Below are 18,604 nucleotides of genomic sequence, written 5' to 3' on the forward strand. Positions count from 1 at the left end.
CTTATTCCTCCAGTTGTTGAAGACTGCGGCTGCGAATCTCTTGTTGCAGCTTCTCAATCACTTCACTTACGTCCAGGCTGCCCAGGTCTTTACCACGGCGGGTGCGAACGGCAACTTTGCCTGCTTCCACCTCTTTATCACCACAGACCAACATATACGGGACACGACGTAAAGTGTGCTCGCGGATTTTAAAGCCAATCTTCTCATTTCTCAAGTCTGCTTTTACGCGAATGCCCGCATTTTGTAGTTTCTGCGTCAATTCTTTAACGTAATCCGCCTGAGAATCGGTAATGTTCATCACTACGACCTGCACTGGCGCAAGCCAGGTTGGGAAGAAGCCGGCGAACTCTTCGGTCAGGATGCCGATGAAGCGCTCCAGAGAACCGAGAATGGCACGGTGAATCATTACTGGTACCTGACGCTCGTTGTCTTCGCCAACATAAGAGGCGCTTAAACGCTGCGGCAGGGAGAAGTCCAGCTGTACAGTACCGCACTGCCATGCGCGATCGAGGCAGTCATACAGGGTAAATTCAATTTTCGGACCGTAGAATGCGCCCTCGCCCAGCTGGTATTCGAACGGAATGCCGTTCTCTTCCAGCGCCACGGCGAGATCCGCCTCTGCGCGATCCCAGGTCTCATCGCTACCGATACGTTTTTCCGGACGCGTTGAGAGTTTGACGACGATCTTCTCGAAGCCAAAGGTGCTGTACATATCGTAGACCATACGAATACAGGCGTTAACTTCATCACGAACCTGATCTTCAGTACAGAAGATATGCGCATCATCCTGCGTAAAGCCACGAACACGCATCAGACCGTGCAGCGCACCTGATGGCTCGTTACGGTGGCAGCTACCGAACTCCGCCATACGCAGCGGCAGGTCGCGGTAGGATTTCAGACCCTGGTTGAAGATCTGAACGTGGCCCGGGCAGTTCATTGGCTTGATGCAGTATTCACGGTTCTCAGACGAGGTGGTGAACATCGCATCTTTGTAGTTGTCCCAGTGGCCGGTTTTTTCCCACAGCACACGGTCCATCATGAACGGGCCTTTCACTTCCTGATACTGGTACTCTTTCAGCTTGGAGCGCACGAACGTTTCCAGTTCACGGAAGATAGTCCAGCCGTCGTTATGCCAGAACACCATACCCGGTGCTTCTTCCTGCATGTGATACAGGTCGAGCTGCTTACCGATTTTACGGTGATCACGCTTAGCGGCCTCTTCCAGGCGCTGCAGGTACGCGTTCAGGGCTTTCTTATCCGCCCACGCGGTACCATAGATACGCTGCAACATCTTGTTGTTGCTGTCGCCACGCCAGTAGGCGCCAGCGATCTTCATCAGTTTGAAATGATGACAGAAGCGCATGTTCGGCACGTGCGGTCCACGGCACATGTCGACGTATTCTTCGTGATGGTACAAGCCAGGCTTGTCATCATGAGCAATGTTTTCATCAAGAATAGAGACTTTATAGCTCTCGCCACGCTTGACGAAGGTTTCACGCGCTTCGTGCCAGCTGACTTTCTTCTTGATGACGTCATAGTTGGTTTCGGCGAGCTCGTGCATACGTTTTTCGAGCGCGTCGATATCTTCCTGGGTCAGGGTGTGGTCAAGGTCAACGTCGTAGTAAAAGCCCTTGTCGATAACCGGACCGATCGCCATTTTGGTGTTTGGCCACAGCTGCTTGATGGCATGACCCAACAGGTGCGCGCAGGAGTGACGAATGATCTCCAGACCTTCTTCGTCTTTCGCGGTGATGATTGCAAGCGTCGCATCGTTTTCAATCAGATCGGACGCATCAACCAGCTCACCGTTCACACGGCCTGCGATGGTCGCTTTTGCGAGGCCAGGACCAATGTCCAGGGCAACATCCATTGGGCTAACAGCGTGGTCGAAATGGCGTTGGCTGCCATCAGGAAGAGTAATTACAGGCATTTTATATCCTTATTTGCAGTGATGCCCCACACATAAGAGCATATACAAAGAAAATAATCGTGATTTGACAAGAGATTACGAGACCATCTGACCAACAATCGTCAAATTGGTTCGTCATCATTGACCTGCCGAAAAATCAGACAACGTCGGATTTACGACAAGCCCTGCAATGTTAACACTAACAAAAGGGAGAATGCACCCTCTGCGGGCAGATTGATCCGCTGGCGCTTTTACGGGAATTACCGGGCTGCATCTCTCGGCGCTCGCATTTCAGAGATGCGGAGCTATCCTTGTACAGGTTGTTAAACCCAAAGGTATATACCATGAACGTATCCCCAAGAACGGTTGTGATATTGAACATCCTTTCCGCTACCGGTTTATTGTTAATTCTCGCCGACCGATTCCACTGGTTCTGAGCTGAACGCCAGGGTGGCATAACCCGATCCCTCCCCCGAGATGGGGCATTTTTTTGCCCTGTTTGGTAGACTAAGCGCATCAACGAACAAGGATCAGGTTATGCCAACAAAACGATTTGCCGTAAAACACTGGAAAATGGTGGTAGTGCTGATTGCCATCTGCGGCGCGATGCTGTTGCTGCGTTGGGCGGCGATGATTTGGGGCTAAACGCAAACATTGCAGTCCAGAAAATAAACGCCGTTTCGAGTGATGTAAATTTATCGGCGCGCTTTAGCCATAATAAAGAAATACGGTGTTTTCAGGGATGTTGAAGATACGTGATTAAAAAACGGGCCAATATTATTATCGGCCCGCGCGTATTACATTTTATAACCTAATGAGATCGTGGTTCTGCGATCGGTGTGATCGGGCGCACTTGCCGGTGGTGAAGAGTTCCAGGTCACGTTGTAGGCCACTTTCAAACCGAAATGCTCGTTGATAGCCACGTTCAGCGCGCTCTCAGAGTTCAGCGTCGTATCCTCGGCACCAAACACAGAAACGCCCTGAGTAAATTTGGTGTTGTCGGTCATCTGCCACGCGTAAGTGCCCGAAGCATAACCCAGCGGCTGGGTTTCATCTTCGCCATTGGTGTACTCGTCATAGCGTACACCAGGACCGAATTCAAAACGGAAGCTGTGCACCGGACCATTCAGGAACTGACGACCATAACCGGCGGTGAACACATCGCGCTGGCGATAGCCGTTATAACGGTCCGTTAACCAGCTTGCCTGACCAAAGATGTAGTCATAATCAGTCATGTTGTAACGGCTACGCCCACCTACCGCATATTTCTCGGAAGAACGTTCATCATTCGCGGACGTGTTGCTGGCATTTCCCCACAGAGACCAGGCGGTGGTATTGCCATACCAGGTCAGCGTACTGTCCGCCGTCAGAGAAGAGCTTTTCGTGTTACCGGATTGCGCCAGGTATCCGGCATTCAGGTTACCTTCAAACGGTTTTTTCGCGGAGGAAGGATCGTCCATGACAGTAAAAACGGTGTCATCGGCGGTTGCATTCAGTGACGCAAATACGCCACCCGCCAGCATCAGTGCTGCGGGTACTGTCTTCAAAAGCTTCATTTTATTTAAGGAGTCCGTACAACAAAAAAAGAGACCACCACGGTCTCGGAAACTTTCTTGAGGATCAATGACAAGGCGTCCAGAGAAAGGTAACAAATTATAAAAAGCCGCAAATAACATAGCAATGTTTTCTTATTTCATTTTTTGAATAAGAACGATCTCAAAATGCGTTTTAGTTTATATATCCCGTTCAGGTTTTTTCGTTAGTATTCATATTTAAAATCATACTGTTATTTACATTGCCTTCCTGACAAATGGTGCCAGACTAAAAGGAACCCACGCTAAAAGGAGGTAAAGATGGTTTCTATCTACACCCTGACGCTCTCCCCTTCCCTGGATTCCGCAACCCTGACGCCCCAGATTTACCCGGAAGGTAAACTGCGCTGCAGCGCGCCCGTCTTCGAGCCCGGCGGCGGTGGAATCAACGTGGCGCGCACCATTACGCATCTCGGCGGCAAAGCGACGGCCATTTTTCCCGCGGGTGGCGCTACGGGTGAACACCTGGTCTCTCTGCTGGCTGATGAACAGGTTGCCGTGGAGACGGTCGATGCTAAAGACTGGACGCGCCAGAACCTGCATGTCCACGTGGAGTCGAGCGGAGAGCAGTATCGTTTTGTTATGCCGGGGGCAAAACTGAGCGATGATGAGTTTCGCCAGCTTGAAGAAAAAGTGCTGACGATTGAAAGCGGCGCGCTGCTGGTGATAAGCGGCAGCCTGCCGCCTGGCGTAAGCACAGAAAAGCTCACGGCGCTTATTCAGGCGGCTCAGCAGCGCGGCATCCGCTGCATCGTCGACAGCAGCGGCGAAGCGCTGCAGGCTGCCTTGGTGCCGGGCAATCTCGAGCTGGTCAAACCGAACCAGAAAGAGTTAAGCGCGCTGGTCAACCGCGAACTGACGCAGCCTGACGATGTTCGCACTGCCGCGCAGGAGCTGGTGCGCAGCGGCAAAGCGCGACGCGTCGTGGTTTCCCTTGGCCCGCAGGGGGCGCTGGCGGTCGATGAAACGTCATCCGTTCAGGTCGTCCCGCCGCCGATGAAGAGCCAGAGCACGGTTGGCGCGGGTGACAGCATGGTGGGCGCAATGACGCTTAAACTCGCCGAGGGCGCATCGCTGCTGGACATGACGCGCTACGGCGTTGCGGCGGGTAGCGCCGCGACCATCAACCAGGGAACGCGTCTCTGCTCGCTGGCCGATACGCAAAAAATCGTCGATTACCTGTCCCGCAATTAACGCATTCTCCCCTCCCGACCGGGAGGGGAAAGCCGCATCGTAGTCGCCAAATACGGCCCATCGACTATGCTAAGAAAACTTCCATGATAACAATGAGGTGAATTATGAGCAGTGGTGACATCACTCGCTACGTCGTGACCATCAATCTTCATGAAGCATCGCTGACCGAGCTTAATGAGCTCAACAACGCCTTCACGCGGGCTAATTTCCTGCTCACGCTGACGGATGACGAAGGCCATATTCATGATTTAGGCACCCTGACATTCGGGCTGATCGGCGCCCTGAGTGAGGAAGAGGTTCAGGCGCTGGCCGCCAGTCTGGTGGAAAGTGTAACCGACAAGCCAGCAGATATTACCGTAGAGACCTGGGAAAGCTGGCAGAAAAAAGAACAATAAGTGCCCTGTATGAATTTAAACCGCTCAGGTGTGCGTTAGTTCGTATTTTTTTACCGCAATTATGCGCTAACTTTATGATCTGGCAGACAACATGGGAGAGACAACATGTGGCAGGCTATCAGTCATCTTTTAAGTGAGCAACTGGGTGAAGGTGAAATTGAACTGCGTAACGAACTGCCGGGCGGTGAGATCCACGCCGCGTGGCATTTACGCTACGCAGGACGCGATCTTTTCGTTAAATGCGATGAGCGGGAGCTGCTCCCGATTTTTACCGCTGAAGCTGACCAGCTTGAACTGCTATCGCGCAGTAAAACGGTGACGGTACCTGAGGTACTGGCCGTAGGCAGCGACCGGGACTACAGTTTTTTAGTCATGGAGTATCTTCCTGCCCGCCCGCTGGATGCCCATAATGCCTTCATTCTCGGCCAGCAGCTGGCGCGCCTGCACCAGTGGAGTGACCAGCCCCAGTTTGGTCTCGACTTTGACAACGACCTTTCCACCACGCCGCAGCCCAATGCCTGGCAGCGCCGCTGGTCAACGTTTTTTGCCGAGCAGCGCATTGGCTGGCAGCTTGAGTTAGCCGCTGAAAAAGGGCTGGCGTTTGGCAATATTGACGCCATCGTCGAGCATGTTCAGCAGCGTCTGGCCTCCCACCAGCCTCAGGCTTCTCTGCTGCACGGCGATTTATGGTCCGATAACTGCGCGCTGGGCCCTGGCGGACCCTATATTTACGACCCGGCCTGTTACTGGGGCGATCGTGAGTGCGATCTCGCCATGCTGCCGCTCCATCCCGAACAGCCGCCGCAAATATACGATGGCTATCAGTCTGTCTCCCCCCTGCCGCCTGATTTTCTCGAACGCCAGCCGGTATATCAGCTCTATACGCTAATGAACCGGGCCATTCTGTTTGGTGGGCAGCATCTGGTTAACGCCCAGCGTGCGCTTGAACGCGTGCTTGCCGCGTGAGGACAGAGCGGGTGGCCGTACTGCCACCCCTGTCTGCTACAGAAAACCGAGCAGTGAAAAGAAGAAGTATCCTGCCACAATGATGATAACGGGAAGAATATAGAGCGGGAAAATCTGCAGGAAAATGGTGTGACGCGGTACCACAATGCGGGATTCAATTTGCTCGCGGCTCATCCCTTCCGGGCCTTTCGCCTTCTCAAGTATCAGCTGATCTTCCACCCCTTCGCGTAAAAAACGGGCCTGGCGACTCATTCGTGCGCCCGAAGCCTGCAGCGCCATCGCCACAAAAATCAGCGCATAGATAATCCAGAACCCAACGTTCATCTGATGATGAAAGTCAGGCGTTGGCGAATTGAACCAGAAAGCGTTCAGGAACGGCGTGTTGAACCGCATCATCTCAATCATGACATGCGCAAAATCAAGCATTACCGCATTAATGCCCGGCTGTTTTTCGCTGTGATCGTACATAAACTTGAGCACGGAGATCAGCGTTGATATGACGGCGGGAATAAAAATTACCCAGCCAACAATACGTTTTAAGACAGCAATGCGTCCAGCTTGTTGATACGTCATCAGTTCCTCTTCATAAAGACGCGTTATTTGAGCCTAAGTCTACCTGCTGGTTATCAATTTCGCCCGCTCTTTAAAAGCAATATGCTAAATTGCAGACTGTGCATAGCACTTATCGTCTGTCGAACACCCTGGATAAGGAGACGTTGTGATGTCGACACCGCGCCAGATACTTGCCGCTATTTTTGACATGGATGGATTACTGATTGATTCCGAGCCGTTGTGGGATCGCGCCGAGCTGGACGTGATGGCCAGCCTGGGCGTTGATATCAGCCGCCGTAATGAACTTCCCGACACGCTGGGCCTGCGCATTGATATGGTCGTTGACCTCTGGTACGCCCAACAGCCGTGGGTGGGACCCGATCGCGACGAAGTCACCGCGCGCATTATCAGCCGCGCCATCGCGCTGGTGGAGGAGAACAAGCCGCTCTTGCCGGGCGTACGTGAAGCTGTTGCGCTGTGCAAATCGCAGGGGCTGAAGGTCGGCCTGGCCTCGGCTTCACCGCTGCATATGCTGGAAAAGGTGCTGATCATGTTTGAGCTGCGCGACAGTTTTGACGCCCTGGCTTCCGCGGAAAAACTGCCCTACAGCAAGCCGCACCCGCAGGTCTATATGGACTGTGCCGCAAAGCTGGGACTTGATCCGCTTACCTGCGTCGCGCTGGAAGATTCCGTCAACGGGATGGTGGCTTCCAAAGCCGCGCGTATGCGCTCCATTGTGGTTCCCGATGAAGAAAACCGCCACGATCCCCGGTATGCTCTTGCCGACGTCAAGCTGAATTCGCTGGCTGAGCTGACGGTGCAACACCTGCGCGGCGAATAACGCCCCGCTTTCAGGCAGCGTCATGCTGCCTGATAAAAACAAAACATCGTTTCATTTCGTTTGCTTTTCTTATTCCCGCCTCCTATCTTTAACCTCAGAACGACAATAATCAGGCTTCTGAGGCGCGTATGATTCTGGACACCTTTACTCTTTCAGGCAAAGTGGCCCTCATCACCGGGTGCGATACCGGTCTGGGACAAGGCATGGCCATTGCACTGGCGCAGGCGGGATGCGATATCGTGGGCGTAAACCGCAAAGATCCGGAGAAAACGGCGAGCTGCGTCACCTCGCTCGGAAGACGATTTGTAGCTATTCGGGCCGATCTCAGCCAGCAGGATAATCTTCAGCACGTTGTGGATACCGCCGTGGCGGCGATGGGGCGAGTCGATATTCTGGTGAACAATGCCGGGACGATCCGCCGGGAGGATGCGCTGGCGTTCAGTGAAAAAGACTGGGATGACGTCATGAACCTGAATCTCAAGTCGCTCTTTTTCCTTTCGCAGGCGGTAGCCAAACAATTTATCGCCCAGGGCCAGGGCGGCAAAATTATCAATATTGCCTCGATGCTCTCCTTCCAGGGCGGCATTCGCGTGCCGTCGTATACTGCCTCGAAAAGCGGCGTACTCGGCATCACGCGTCTGCTGGCGAATGAGTGGGCGACACATGGCATCAACGTGAATGCCATCGCGCCGGGCTACATGGCGACGAATAACACGCAGCAGCTGCGCGCGGACGAACAGCGTAATGCGGAAATCCTTGACCGCATCCCGGCGGGGCGCTGGGGAGTACCGGATGACCTTCAGGGACCGGTCGTTTTTTTAGCCTCCTCCGCATCAGATTACGTTAATGGTCACACCTTAGCCGTCGACGGCGGCTGGCTGGCGCGCTGACGCGCGTTTGTGACAAACAGTTACACCGTCACCTCTTTCGCCCACTGTATAAAAACCCTATACTGTATAAATTGACAGTTTCGTGGGTTTTATCATGACGGCGGAAGGCCACCTGCTTTTTTCCATTGCGTGCGCAGTATTTGCCAAAAACGCAGAACTTACTCCCGTGCTTGCACAGGGAGACTGGTGGCATATTGTCCCTTCCGCCGTATTAACCTGTCTGCTACCCGATATTGACCACCCGAAATCGTTCCTCGGACAGCGCCTGAAATGGGTGTCGAAACCCATTGCCCGCGCGTTCGGCCATCGGGGCTTTACCCACAGCCTGCTGGCCGTGTTCGCCCTGCTGACGCTTTTCTATTTAAAAGTGCCCGAAAGCTGGATCGTGCCGGGCGATGCCATTCAGGGTATGGTGCTGGGTTACTTAAGCCATATCCTCGCCGATATGCTGACGCCCGCAGGCGTGCCGCTACTCTGGCCCTGCCGGTGGCGTTTCCGTTTTCCCATACTTGCGCCGCAGAAAGGTAACCAGCTGGAGCGCGTATTGTGCATGGCGCTGTTCGCCTACGCCGTCTGGATGCCGCAAACATTGCCCGAAAACAGTGCAGTGCGCTGGTCTTCCCAGATGATTAATTCGCTGCAATTTCAGTTCAATCGTTTTATTCATCACCAGATTGAACAGTAAAACGACAAAATCACTCCGTTTGTCATAAACCATTCCATTTGGATATAAGCGCCACATCACACTTCTGCTAACCTTCCGCCAACAGGATCGGGAAAAACCGATCCCATAATAAATCAGGAGAACGGGGATGAATTTTCCACTCATCGCGAACATTGTCGTGTTCGTTGTATTGCTATTGCTTCTCGCGCAGGCGCGCCACAAACAGTGGAGCCTGGCGAAAAAAGTGCTGGTTGGTCTGGCCATGGGTGTCGTATTTGGTCTGGCATTACAGGCGATTTATGGCTCCGATAATCCAGTTCTGAAAGATTCTATCCAGTGGTTCAACATTGTCGGTAACGGCTATGTCCAGCTGCTGCAGATGATCGTTATGCCGCTGGTGTTTGCCTCTATTCTGAGCGCCGTAGCCCGCCTGCACAACGCAACCCAACTGGGTAAAATCAGCTTCCTGACCATTGGCACCCTGCTGTTTACCACGCTGATTGCCGCGCTGGTAGGGGTGCTGGTCACCAACCTGTTTGGCCTGACGGCCGAAGGTCTGGTTCAGGGTACCGCTGAAACGGCGCGTCTGACCGCAATTCAAACCAACTACGTGGGTAAAGTGGCTGATCTGACGGTTCCGCAGATGGTGCTCTCCTTCATTCCGAAGAACCCGTTTGCTGACCTGACCGGTGCAAGCCCAACGTCCATCATCAGCGTGGTGATCTTCGCGGCGTTCCTGGGCGTGGCGGCGCTTAAGCTGCTGAAAGACGACGCGCCGAAAGGCGAACGCGTGCTGACTGCTATTGATACACTGCAAAGCTGGGTGATGAAGCTGGTCCGTCTGGTCATGCAGCTGACGCCATACGGCGTTCTGGCGCTGATGACCAAAGTGGTAGCTGGCTCTAATCTGCAGGACATCATTAAGCTGGGCAGCTTCGTTGTCGCCTCTTATCTGGGCCTGGGCATTATGTTCGTGGTGCACGGCATCCTGCTGGGCGTGAACGGCGTCAGCCCGCTGAAATACTTCCGTAAGGTATGGCCGGTACTGACCTTTGCTTTCACCAGCCGCTCCAGCGCCGCGTCTATTCCGCTGAACGTTGAAGCGCAGACCCGCCGTCTGGGCGTACCTGAGTCTATCGCCAGCTTCTCTGCGTCCTTTGGTGCCACCATTGGTCAGAACGGCTGTGCGGGTCTCTACCCGGCAATGCTGGCGGTGATGGTTGCCCCTACCGTTGGGATCAACCCGCTGGATCCAGTGTGGATCGCGACGCTGGTTGGCATCGTTACCATCAGCTCCGCTGGCGTTGCAGGTGTCGGCGGTGGTGCAACCTTCGCCGCGCTGATTGTGCTGCCTGCGCTGGGTCTGCCGGTCACGTTGGTCGCGCTGCTGATCTCCGTTGAACCGCTGATCGACATGGGCCGTACCGCGCTGAACGTGAGCGGCTCCATGACCGCCGGTACGCTGACCAGCCAGTGGCTGAAGCAGACCGACAAAGCCATTCTGGAAAGTGAAGACGATGCCGAGCTGGCGCACCGTTAATTACTGCAGACATTAAAAAAACCGCCTGATGGCGGTTTTTTTATGGCTGTTATTCTTCAACCTCTTCATCCTGGCGGATCTGCGTCGCCCACCGCTGCGCTGACTCCGGCACGGTAAACGTGGGCGAGCGGCGGAAATGTTCGCCGATCAGCACAAAGGCCACGTATTTGCCCCGTAACTGCCAGACATCGCGAAAACCATCCACTTTCAGGGCATGGTCAGGCGGCGCGGGCTCAACGCGGGGCACATAGCTAATAACCTGGCGGTTTTGTTGACGAAGAGGTTTCATAAGCGACTGGTTCACTAAAGCAAATTCTTGAAGCAGGAAAATTCTATGATAGCCGATCCTGCTACCTTCCGTCGCGCCCCGAGTGGGCGAGAAGGCTCCTTTCGTCAATAACGGCATGTGAAAACTCTTAGTTAGCGAGCCATTTCACGACATTGTTCTATCCTTAATAGGGTTTTTAGCAATGGATAAAGGAGAAGCGTGCAATGTCGAACAAAGATAAATCACATCAATCACCGATTCATGGCACTGAAGAATCTCAACCGGGTATGGACTCTCTCGCCCCTTCTGACGGCTCTCATCGCCCCTCCCCCGGCCCCTCTGCTCCTGGCGAGCAGCCAACCGTGCCGGGAAGCATGAAATCTCCGGACACCGGAAACGAGAAGCTGAAATCGCTTGAGCCACACCGTAAAGGCGGCGAAGGTTTTGCACTCACTACCAACCAGGGCGTGCGCATAGCCGATGACCAGAACTCCCTGCGCGCCGGGTCGCGTGGGCCAACGCTGCTGGAAGATTTTATCCTGCGGGAAAAGATCACCCATTTCGACCACGAGCGAATTCCGGAGCGCATCGTTCACGCGCGCGGTTCTGCGGCGCACGGCTACTTCCAGCCATACAAAAGCCTGAAAGCGATCACCAAAGCGGACTTCCTCTCCGACCCGGACAAAATCACGCCGGTATTTGTGCGCTTCTCCACCGTACAGGGTGGTGCAGGTTCCGCCGACACGGTGCGTGATATCCGCGGCTTTGCCACCAAGTTTTATACCGAAGAGGGTATTTTCGATCTGGTGGGCAATAACACCCCGGTATTTTTCATTCAGGATGCGCATAAATTTCCTGACTTTGTCCATGCGGTAAAACCGGAGCCCCACTGGGCGATACCGCAGGGACAAAGTGCGCACGACACTTTCTGGGACTATGTCTCCCTGCAGCCTGAAACCCTGCACAACGTAATGTGGGCGATGTCTGACCGTGGGATCCCGCGCAGCTATCGCACGATGGAAGGGTTTGGTATTCATACCTTCCGCATGATCAACGCGGAAGGAAAAGCCACGTTTGTCCGCTTCCACTGGAAGCCTGTGGCGGGTAAAGCCTCGCTGGTGTGGGATGAGGCGCAGAAGCTCACCGGGCGCGATCCGGACTTCCATCGCCGCGAGCTGTGGGAATCCATTGAAGCAGGAGACTTCCCGGAGTACGAGCTGGGCTTACAGCTGATCCCGGAAGAAGACGAGTTTAAGTTCGATTTCGACCTGCTTGACCCGACCAAACTCATTCCTGAGGAGCTGGTGCCGGTTCAGCTGGTGGGTAAAATGGTGCTCAACCGCAACCCGGATAATTTCTTTGCCGAAAACGAGCAGGCCGCGTTCCACCCGGGTCACATCGTTCCCGGTCTGGATTTCACCAACGATCCGCTCTTACAAGGGCGCCTGTTCTCGTATACCGATACGCAGATTAGCCGTCTTGGTGGGCCAAACTTCCATGAAATCCCGATTAACCGTCCAACGTGCCCGTACCATAATTTCCAGCGCGACGGGATGCACCGTCAGGATATTGATACCAACCCGGCGAACTATGAGCCGAACTCCATCAGCGACAACTGGCCGCGAGAAACCCCGCCCGGCCCGAAACGCGGCGGATTCGAATCGTACCAGGAACGTATCGACGGCAACAAAATTCGCGAGCGCAGCCCCTCTTTCGGCGAGTATTACGCTCACCCTCGCCTGTTCTGGAACAGCCAGACGCCGATTGAGCAACAACACATCATCGGCGGCTTTAGCTTCGAACTGAGTAAAGTGGTGCGCGCCTACATCCGCGAGCGCGTGGTCGATCAGCTGGCACATATTGATATTCAGCTCGCCCAGAGCGTGGCGGATAACCTTGGTATCACCCTGACCGATGAGCAGCGCAATCTTGCGCCGCCGAAAGAGGTTAACGGCGTGAAGAAAGATCCGTCGCTGAGCCTGTATGCGGTGCCGGGTGGTTCGATTAAGGGCCGCGTGGTCGCCATCCTGCTAAACGACAAAACCCGCGCCAGCGACGTGCTGGGGATTATGCAGGCGCTGAAAACCCAGGGCGTACACGCCAAATTGCTCTATTCCCGCATGGGTGAAGTGATCGCGAATGATGGTTCCGTGCTGCCGGTGGCGGCGACCTTTGCCGGCGCGCCATCGCTGACCGTCGATGCGGTGATTGTGCCGTGCGGGGATATTGACAGCCTGCTGAACAACGGTGACGCCGTCTATTATCTGCTGGAAGCCTATAAGCACCTGAAACCGATCGCGTTGTCCGGCGACGCGCGACAGTTTAAGGCACAGCTGAAGGTTGCCGAGCAGGGTGAGGACGGCATTGTCGAGGGCGATAACGTTGACGATGCCTTTATGACGAAACTGTTTGATTTGCTCGCCGCGCACCGCGTCTGGTCGCGCAGCAGTAAGATTGACCAGATACCGGCGTAAAAAAAGCCGGGTGGCGCTTGCGCTTACCCGGCCTACATTTCGACTGGTTTTGTAGGCCCGGTAAGGCGAAGCCGCCACCGGACTTTATCTCAAAGATCCCCAAACGTCCCCAACCGATACCCGCGCTCGGCAATCGCATATTTCAGCGAGGCCGACGTCAGCACGTCCAGCTCAGCCAGACGCGGCCAGCAGTAGGCGCTCTTACGCACGGTGTTATCAACAAACGCCGGGTGCGCCATCACTTCCACCGACGTTTCGCCCCGGGCAGCGGACTCATCCAGCACCTTCAGGAACAGCGCTTCGTCGATTTCATCGCCGTAAAATGCGCTGCTAAACCCCTCTGTTGTCGTCACGGCGCACTCCGGTACTCCGCGCACGTCGCGATCCACGCGCATCGCCACGCCTTTACGCTGTGCAAATCCGGCAACAATCGGGAAAATCGCCGGGATCATATGCACATGGTGATGGCTGTCGATGTGTGTCGGCGCCTTGCCAAACACGTCAACAAAGCGGTTGTACTGGCAGTCCAGCTCACGGGCAATCTCTTCGAGCGGCAGAGCACCCTGCTCCGCCAGTTCCCAAATCCATTTGCCCAGCAGGCCGTCACGCGTCAGACCCGGCATTGGCGAAAGCGGCATTCCGAGCGTCAGCACAAAATGCATGCCGACGCCCAGCTCTGGCACCTCACGGCTCAGCTGCGCCGCGTGTTCAACCGCTTCACCATTCACCAGTGCCGTGGTAGAGGTCACTACCCCGCGGCGACAGGCTTCAATAATGCCGTAGTTCTGGCCTTTCGAGAGGCCAAAATCATCAGCATTAACGATCAGCAGGTTTTCCATTGTGCATCCTCTCAGTGTTGTTTGAACTTCAGCTTCTCGATCGTGGCGGCAAAGTTCGGCAACCATTTTTCATGCGCCAGGATCATCTCGCTGGCCAGCTGCTCCGCATCGCGGTCGGAATGCACCAGCGGGCTGAGGTTCAGCGCCAGAAGCACGTCATTGAGTTCACCGCTCAGCGCCGCGTTGCTTGCCGCTACTTCAAAGCCTTTAATGGTGTGGATTAGGCCCATGACCTTATCATCGAAATGGGTGATGCGTGGATGCGGTTTAGCGCCATCGCGACCCAGGATGCAGGTCATCTCGACGGCCCAGTCAGCCGGGATATTGTCGATATGGCCATGATGCGGCACGTTCACATAGTGCTCCGCCTGCTTGTCGTTGTAGATGGCGTTAATCACTTCACACGCTGCATCGGAGTAGTAAGCCCCACCTCGCTGCTCCAGCTCTTTCGGTTTGACGTTCAGGTTCGGATCTTTATACAAATCGAACAGCTGCTTCTCAACTTTCTGAACGATTTGCGCGCGCGCGCCGCCCTTATAGTACTCGCCCATTTCGATGGCCAGCATCTCTTTCTGCTTGAAGTAGTAAAGCAGGTACGAGCACGGCAGCAGATTCAGCGAGCGGATCAGCCCTTCGCTGAACGGCAGGTCAAAGATGTTTTTCACGGAAGCCGCGGTCAGGCGGCCGGAAGCCACGCCGTCGAGCAGTTCGGCAAAACGCGATTTTCCGTTCACGATAACGTCTTTAATGAACACCATATGGTTCAGGCCGAACAGATCGATAGAGAGCTCGTCTTTATCGGTCAGGGCCAGCACGTCGCGGATAAACATCTTCATGCCGATCGGAATATTACAGACGCCGATAAAGCGTTTGAAATTGGTATGACGATAAACCGCCTCGGTTACCATTCCGGCCGGGTTAGTAAAGTTAATCACCCACGCGTTCGGGCAGATCTCCTGCACATCTTTGACGATGTCGAAAATCACCGGAATGGTGCGCAGGCCTTTAAACAGACCGCCCGCGCCGTTGGTCTCCTGCCCCAGGTAGCCGTGGCTCAGCGGGATACGTTCATCCAGCTCGCGCGCTTTAAGCTGGCCAACGCGCAGCTGAGTGGTGACGAAATCCGCATCCTTCAGCGCCAGTCGACGGTCGAGCGTTTTATGCACGGTCAGAGGCACGCCCGCTTTCTCCACCATGCGCTTGCACAGGTCGAAAATAATATCCAGCTTCTCCTGACCTTCCTCAACATCCACCAGCCATAATTCGCTGACCGGTAATTCATGATAACGTTTCAGAAAACCTTCGAGTAATTCCGGGGTATAGCTGCTGCCGCCACCAATGGTTACGACTTTTAATTTCTTTTGCATAATATCTCCCTTAGCGTATCAGGTTAATCGCCTGCAAGGTATAGCGTACTCTTCCCGCTATTTGGGCAAGCCATTAAAGCAATATGTGTGGCGGATAAGCCCGCCGAAATTCAGTTAATTACCGTTAAATTTTTCCGGTAACTGTTCGGTGTGAATGAAGTCAATTTCTTAAAGGTTTTAATAAACAGGCTGGGACTGCTGTACCCTGACTCATAAGCAATATCAGTAACAGAGTAGTTGGTAATTTCCAGCTGTTTTTTAGCAAAGTTAATGCGGATTTCATTAATAATTTGCACAGGCGTTTTACGATAATAACGCTGCGTCGCGCGGGTCAGATATTCCTGGGATTTGCCCGACAGTGACACCATATTTTCCAGCGCATTTTCACTGAACTGGCCTTTATCGTGCATCAGCTCAACGGTACTGCGCAGCCACTGCGGAACATCATCCGTCACCTGCTGCTCTTCACGATGGTGGCGCAACCGGTTCATCACGTAGAAGGTCACCGTTTCAATAAATTCATCAAATTCATTGTCGCGGAAGTTAAGCGAGGCGATAACCGTTTCAATCCAGGTCATGAACTCGTTTTTGACACGGTATACCTGAGAGGCCACAAAGCAGAACGGCACCAGCGGCAGGTAGTGTTTCTCAAAGAAGCGTCTGCTGACGCCCACGTTCAGAATACGGGTGGCACCAAATTCGTAAAAGCTCTGATGATAAGAACCCATCGGCAGGAAGACAAAATCCCCACGTTCAAGCAGGACGCGCTTACCGTTGATCTCCTGGTAGTAGCGGCCGGTCAGAACAATCGTGAACTCATAGTAGTCATGCTGGTGCAGGCCACTGGCGCTCTCCGTCTTGTTGTAGATAACCACGTGAAAATTTTTGCCATTAAACAGCTGCTGTTCAAATGCGGTTTTAATTTCCATCGTGCTGACCTCCTGCTGCAAAATCCGACTCAGTGCATTTTCTCGTGAAGCTCGATTAACTCCGCTACCAGCTCGCGCGCCAGCATGGAGGTCATCAGGTGATCCTGGGCGTGTACCAGCACCAGGCTGACCTTCATCTTCCCTTCGCCCTGGTCGCTTTCAATCAGCTTTGTCTGCACCAGGTGCGCTTCGTTCAGCGCCGTGCGGGACTGCTCCATCATGGTTTTCGCGGCGACGAAATCGCCCTGCTTGGCCTGCTTCAGTGCGGCATACGCCAGGCTGCGTGCCTGTCCGGAGTTGATGATAAGGCCCATCACCACTTCTTCGAGATCGTTCTCTGCGGCTTCGTCTGCGACGATACTATCCAAATCTAACATTTTTAAGCTCCTTGTGGCTGGCGCGGGCTTCCCCGCGCCGGTCAATCTTAGAATTTCAGTGAGAGGGCAATATCCTCTTCGCTCTCTTCTTCATCGATAATGGTGGCGGCTTTGTTCGCAATCGCCACGAATGGCATGTAAAGCAGGGTCGCAATCCCGAGGTTGAATATCGCCAGCAGGAAGGCCGCGACGCTACCGTTGGTGTTGAAGAACGCGCCCAGACCTGCCGGCATGGTCCACGGAGCAATGTTGGTGACCGGTGGAATGATACCCATGTAATAAGCCGTCAGGGTGATGGCTGCCAGCAGCGGCTGTACCAGGATGAACGGGATGAACATTACCGGGTTCATGATGATTGGCAGACCAAACAGAATCGGCTCGTTAATCTGGAAGATGCCTGATGGCAGGGCCAGTTTAGCCACCTGACGATAGTCAGCGCGACGAGAGACAATAAAGACCGCGATGATCAGACCCAAGGTCGCCCCGGTACCACCCAGGAAGATATAGGAGTCAAGCATCGGCTTCGCCCACACATGGAAGGTTTTACCTGCCGCCAGCGCCGCATCAACGGAGCCATACTGCTGGTAAAGCGCAACGTTTTCCAGTGCCCACGGGGTCATAATTCCGCTGTCCAGCGCGGCCAGTGCCAGTGAACCGTGCACGCCGAAGAACCACAGCAGAGAGGTGAAAATCACATACGCCCAACCTACCACGCCACCCATCGACGCCAGCGGCGTAGAGATAGAGTCCATGATGATCTGGTGGAAGTTCGTACCCCAGTGAGAGAGCGCCCAGGCGATAATCCCCATAATGGAGAGAATAATGAAGCCTGGAATCAACGCGGAAAATGAACGAGAAACGGAAGTCGGTACGCTATCCGGCAGGCGGATAACCCAGTTGCGACGGATAATAAAGGTGAACATTTCTGCCACCACCAGGCCGATAACAATACCGGAGATGATGTTGGCCCCGCCCAGCCAGTTGGCACCTACGGCGTAGGCTTCACCCACGCTGTAAGGCGTGACGGTCATAAACGCGGCAACGGATAATAACCCGGCGGCCAGCGGATCCACTTTACGCTCTTCAGCCAGTGCCATCCCGATAAAGAAAGGCGCCATCAGCGACATAATACCTAACGTACCGTTATATACGTTGCCGCCGATGGCTTTAAAACCGTTAAGGGTTTCAATCGTGGAAGCGTCTAACCGAATTCCTAATGAATAAAAGAAGGAACCTTCACCAAAGCTCAGAAAAACGTTGTTAATTAAAACGAACATGGCCCCGGCCAGCGTTAACGGCATTAATTTAATAAATCCTTTTTTGATGGCATTAACGTGAGGCTGCTTTCCTATTTTAACAGCAAAAGGAAGGAGTACCTTTTCAAGTGAAGCGATGACTTTACTCATAGGAAAATACCCTTAAATGCCGTAACGCATGTTACGGCGTAATTGTGTGTGAAATAACTCTTTGACGGGAAAAATAAAAATTAATTAGCAGCTTTTTTAATTGCTGCCACAGCAGCTTTAAGTACACCTAAACCATCAATCTTGCCGTACAGCCCCGAGTCGATCACTTCGACCGGTTTATTCGGTAGCAGTCGTTGAATTTCGGGCAACATATAGGCAATTTGCGGTCCCAGTAAAACAACATCCGCTTTCTGGCCTTTTTCACCCGCCAGCGTCTCTGGAAACGCTTCAATCACCACAGGGACTTCATACTTTTCAGCCTGCGCACGCATCTTTGACACCAGAAGCGAGGTTGACATGCCCGCTGAGCAGAACAGGTAGATATGTTTCTTTTCCATCAT

Annotated in this window: 20 protein-coding genes; 10 read left to right on the top strand and 10 right to left on the bottom strand. The window is 53.8% G+C overall.

What is annotated here, in order from left to right; genetic code table 11:
• Position 1: 1 nt before the first annotated feature.
• On the bottom strand, positions 2-1,930 hold the full coding sequence (gene thrS, locus D5066_RS00955; protein WP_119914784.1) for a threonine--tRNA ligase: 1,929 nt from the start codon (positions 1,928-1,930) through the stop codon (positions 2-4).
• 323 nt (positions 1,931-2,253) lie between these two features.
• On the opposite strand from thrS, the gene yncL reads away from it, so the two are divergent.
• The gene (yncL, locus tag D5066_RS23280; RefSeq protein WP_080327389.1) at positions 2,254-2,346 is read left to right on the top strand and encodes a stress response membrane protein YncL; all 93 of its coding nucleotides are present in this window, start codon (positions 2,254-2,256) and stop codon (positions 2,344-2,346) included.
• Positions 2,347-2,446: 100 nt separating this feature from the next.
• Positions 2,447-2,554, top strand: a complete 108-nt coding sequence (yniD, locus tag D5066_RS00965) for a small membrane protein YniD (protein WP_003857815.1) — start codon at positions 2,447-2,449, stop codon at positions 2,552-2,554.
• A 152-nt stretch (positions 2,555-2,706) separates the two neighbouring features.
• On the opposite strand, the gene D5066_RS00970 is transcribed toward yniD, so the two are convergent.
• Positions 2,707-3,465, bottom strand: coding sequence for a DUF481 domain-containing protein (locus tag D5066_RS00970; RefSeq protein ID WP_080327390.1), 759 nt, complete (start codon positions 3,463-3,465; stop codon positions 2,707-2,709).
• A gap of 297 nt (positions 3,466-3,762) precedes the next feature.
• On the opposite strand from D5066_RS00970, the gene pfkB reads away from it, so the two are divergent.
• The 3 genes from pfkB (at position 3,763) to D5066_RS00985 (ending at position 6,056) form a co-directional block, all read left to right on the top strand.
• Positions 3,763-4,695, top strand: coding sequence for a 6-phosphofructokinase II (pfkB, locus tag D5066_RS00975; RefSeq protein ID WP_119914785.1), 933 nt, complete (start codon positions 3,763-3,765; stop codon positions 4,693-4,695).
• Between the two features lie 104 nt (positions 4,696-4,799).
• A complete protein-coding gene (gene ghoS, locus D5066_RS00980) occupies positions 4,800-5,090 on the top strand; it encodes a type V toxin-antitoxin system endoribonuclease antitoxin GhoS (RefSeq protein WP_119914786.1) in 291 nt (96 codons plus the stop codon).
• Between the two features lie 105 nt (positions 5,091-5,195).
• Positions 5,196-6,056, top strand: a complete 861-nt coding sequence (locus D5066_RS00985) for a fructosamine kinase family protein (protein ID WP_080327393.1) — start codon at positions 5,196-5,198, stop codon at positions 6,054-6,056.
• A gap of 36 nt (positions 6,057-6,092) precedes the next feature.
• Here the strand turns inward: D5066_RS00985 and D5066_RS00990 are convergent, their stop codons facing one another.
• On the bottom strand, positions 6,093-6,629 hold the full coding sequence (locus tag D5066_RS00990) for a YniB family protein (RefSeq protein WP_119914787.1): 537 nt from the start codon (positions 6,627-6,629) through the stop codon (positions 6,093-6,095).
• Positions 6,630-6,777: 148 nt separating this feature from the next.
• Between D5066_RS00990 and hxpB the strand changes: the two genes are divergently transcribed.
• The 4 genes from hxpB to tcyP all read left to right on the top strand — a co-directional run bounded on the left by hxpB (position 6,778) and on the right by tcyP (position 10,543).
• Positions 6,778-7,449: a hexitol phosphatase HxpB gene (gene hxpB / locus D5066_RS00995; RefSeq protein ID WP_080327395.1), complete on the top strand. Its 672-nt coding sequence runs from the start codon at positions 6,778-6,780 to the stop codon at positions 7,447-7,449.
• A 128-nt stretch (positions 7,450-7,577) separates the two neighbouring features.
• Positions 7,578-8,339, top strand: coding sequence for a 2-dehydro-3-deoxy-D-gluconate 5-dehydrogenase KduD (gene kduD / locus D5066_RS01000; protein WP_080327396.1), 762 nt, complete (start codon positions 7,578-7,580; stop codon positions 8,337-8,339).
• Between the two features lie 94 nt (positions 8,340-8,433).
• Positions 8,434-9,024, top strand: a complete 591-nt coding sequence (locus D5066_RS01005) for a metal-dependent hydrolase (protein ID WP_080327397.1) — start codon at positions 8,434-8,436, stop codon at positions 9,022-9,024.
• 127 nt (positions 9,025-9,151) lie between these two features.
• Positions 9,152-10,543, top strand: a complete 1,392-nt coding sequence (gene tcyP, locus D5066_RS01010; RefSeq protein WP_080327398.1) for a cystine/sulfocysteine:cation symporter — start codon at positions 9,152-9,154, stop codon at positions 10,541-10,543.
• Positions 10,544-10,592: 49 nt separating this feature from the next.
• On the opposite strand, the gene cedA is transcribed toward tcyP, so the two are convergent.
• Complete coding sequence (gene cedA / locus D5066_RS01015; RefSeq protein WP_080327399.1) at positions 10,593-10,949, bottom strand: cell division activator CedA; 357 nt, start codon at positions 10,947-10,949, stop codon at positions 10,593-10,595.
• An 86-nt stretch (positions 10,950-11,035) separates the two neighbouring features.
• Between cedA and katE the strand changes: the two genes are divergently transcribed.
• Positions 11,036-13,285, top strand: coding sequence for a catalase HPII (gene katE, locus D5066_RS01020; protein ID WP_119914788.1), 2,250 nt, complete (start codon positions 11,036-11,038; stop codon positions 13,283-13,285).
• Between the two features lie 89 nt (positions 13,286-13,374).
• Here the strand turns inward: katE and chbG are convergent, their stop codons facing one another.
• The 6 genes from chbG to chbB all read right to left on the bottom strand — a co-directional run bounded on the left by chbG (position 13,375) and on the right by chbB (position 18,601).
• Positions 13,375-14,124, bottom strand: a complete 750-nt coding sequence (gene chbG / locus D5066_RS01025) for a chitin disaccharide deacetylase (RefSeq protein ID WP_119914789.1) — start codon at positions 14,122-14,124, stop codon at positions 13,375-13,377.
• Between the two features lie 11 nt (positions 14,125-14,135).
• Positions 14,136-15,491, bottom strand: a complete 1,356-nt coding sequence (locus D5066_RS01030) for a 6-phospho-beta-glucosidase (RefSeq protein WP_080327402.1) — start codon at positions 15,489-15,491, stop codon at positions 14,136-14,138.
• A 110-nt stretch (positions 15,492-15,601) separates the two neighbouring features.
• Complete coding sequence (gene chbR, locus D5066_RS01035; RefSeq protein ID WP_119914790.1) at positions 15,602-16,444, bottom strand: transcriptional regulator ChbR; 843 nt, start codon at positions 16,442-16,444, stop codon at positions 15,602-15,604.
• Positions 16,445-16,449: 5 nt separating this feature from the next.
• The gene (gene chbA / locus D5066_RS01040) at positions 16,450-16,797 is read right to left on the bottom strand and encodes a PTS N,N'-diacetylchitobiose transporter subunit IIA (RefSeq protein WP_119914791.1); all 348 of its coding nucleotides are present in this window, start codon (positions 16,795-16,797) and stop codon (positions 16,450-16,452) included.
• A 47-nt stretch (positions 16,798-16,844) separates the two neighbouring features.
• Positions 16,845-18,203, bottom strand: a complete 1,359-nt coding sequence (chbC, locus tag D5066_RS01045) for a PTS N,N'-diacetylchitobiose transporter subunit IIC (protein WP_119914792.1) — start codon at positions 18,201-18,203, stop codon at positions 16,845-16,847.
• Positions 18,204-18,283: 80 nt separating this feature from the next.
• Positions 18,284-18,601 carry a PTS N,N'-diacetylchitobiose transporter subunit IIB gene (gene chbB, locus D5066_RS01050; RefSeq protein ID WP_014883474.1) on the bottom strand — a complete coding sequence of 106 codons (318 nt, stop codon included), beginning with the start codon at positions 18,599-18,601 and terminating at the stop codon, positions 18,284-18,286.
• Between the last annotated feature and the right edge of the window lie 3 nt (positions 18,602-18,604).

It is taken from the genome of Enterobacter chuandaensis (genome assembly GCF_003594915.1).
GTDB classification, from domain to species: Bacteria; Pseudomonadota; Gammaproteobacteria; order Enterobacterales; family Enterobacteriaceae; genus Enterobacter; species Enterobacter chuandaensis.

Excerpts from the sequence above, each read along its gene's own strand:
- D5066_RS00985 (WP_080327393.1), top strand. The coding sequence starts at position 5,196 with ATGTGGCAGGCTATCAGTCATCTTTTAAGTGAGCAACTGGGTGAAGGT.
- D5066_RS00990 (WP_119914787.1), bottom strand. The coding sequence starts at position 6,629 with ATGACGTATCAACAAGCTGGACGCATTGCTGTCTTAAAACGTATTGTT.
- tcyP (WP_080327398.1), top strand. The coding sequence starts at position 9,152 with ATGAATTTTCCACTCATCGCGAACATTGTCGTGTTCGTTGTATTGCTA.
- chbA (WP_119914791.1), bottom strand. The coding sequence starts at position 16,797 with ATGTTAGATTTGGATAGTATCGTCGCAGACGAAGCCGCAGAGAACGAT.
- ghoS (WP_119914786.1), top strand. The coding sequence starts at position 4,800 with ATGAGCAGTGGTGACATCACTCGCTACGTCGTGACCATCAATCTTCAT.
- D5066_RS01030 (WP_080327402.1), bottom strand. The coding sequence starts at position 15,491 with ATGCAAAAGAAATTAAAAGTCGTAACCATTGGTGGCGGCAGCAGCTAT.
- kduD (WP_080327396.1), top strand. The coding sequence starts at position 7,578 with ATGATTCTGGACACCTTTACTCTTTCAGGCAAAGTGGCCCTCATCACC.
- chbG (WP_119914789.1), bottom strand. The coding sequence starts at position 14,124 with ATGGAAAACCTGCTGATCGTTAATGCTGATGATTTTGGCCTCTCGAAA.
- chbB (WP_014883474.1), bottom strand. The coding sequence starts at position 18,601 with ATGGAAAAGAAACATATCTACCTGTTCTGCTCAGCGGGCATGTCAACC.
- pfkB (WP_119914785.1), top strand. The coding sequence starts at position 3,763 with ATGGTTTCTATCTACACCCTGACGCTCTCCCCTTCCCTGGATTCCGCA.
- chbC (WP_119914792.1), bottom strand. The coding sequence starts at position 18,203 with ATGAGTAAAGTCATCGCTTCACTTGAAAAGGTACTCCTTCCTTTTGCT.
- katE (WP_119914788.1), top strand. The coding sequence starts at position 11,036 with ATGTCGAACAAAGATAAATCACATCAATCACCGATTCATGGCACTGAA.
- yncL (WP_080327389.1), top strand. The coding sequence starts at position 2,254 with ATGAACGTATCCCCAAGAACGGTTGTGATATTGAACATCCTTTCCGCT.
- hxpB (WP_080327395.1), top strand. The coding sequence starts at position 6,778 with ATGTCGACACCGCGCCAGATACTTGCCGCTATTTTTGACATGGATGGA.
- D5066_RS00970 (WP_080327390.1), bottom strand. The coding sequence starts at position 3,465 with ATGAAGCTTTTGAAGACAGTACCCGCAGCACTGATGCTGGCGGGTGGC.
- yniD (WP_003857815.1), top strand. The coding sequence starts at position 2,447 with ATGCCAACAAAACGATTTGCCGTAAAACACTGGAAAATGGTGGTAGTG.
- D5066_RS01005 (WP_080327397.1), top strand. The coding sequence starts at position 8,434 with ATGACGGCGGAAGGCCACCTGCTTTTTTCCATTGCGTGCGCAGTATTT.
- thrS (WP_119914784.1), bottom strand. The coding sequence starts at position 1,930 with ATGCCTGTAATTACTCTTCCTGATGGCAGCCAACGCCATTTCGACCAC.
- cedA (WP_080327399.1), bottom strand. The coding sequence starts at position 10,949 with ATGCCGTTATTGACGAAAGGAGCCTTCTCGCCCACTCGGGGCGCGACG.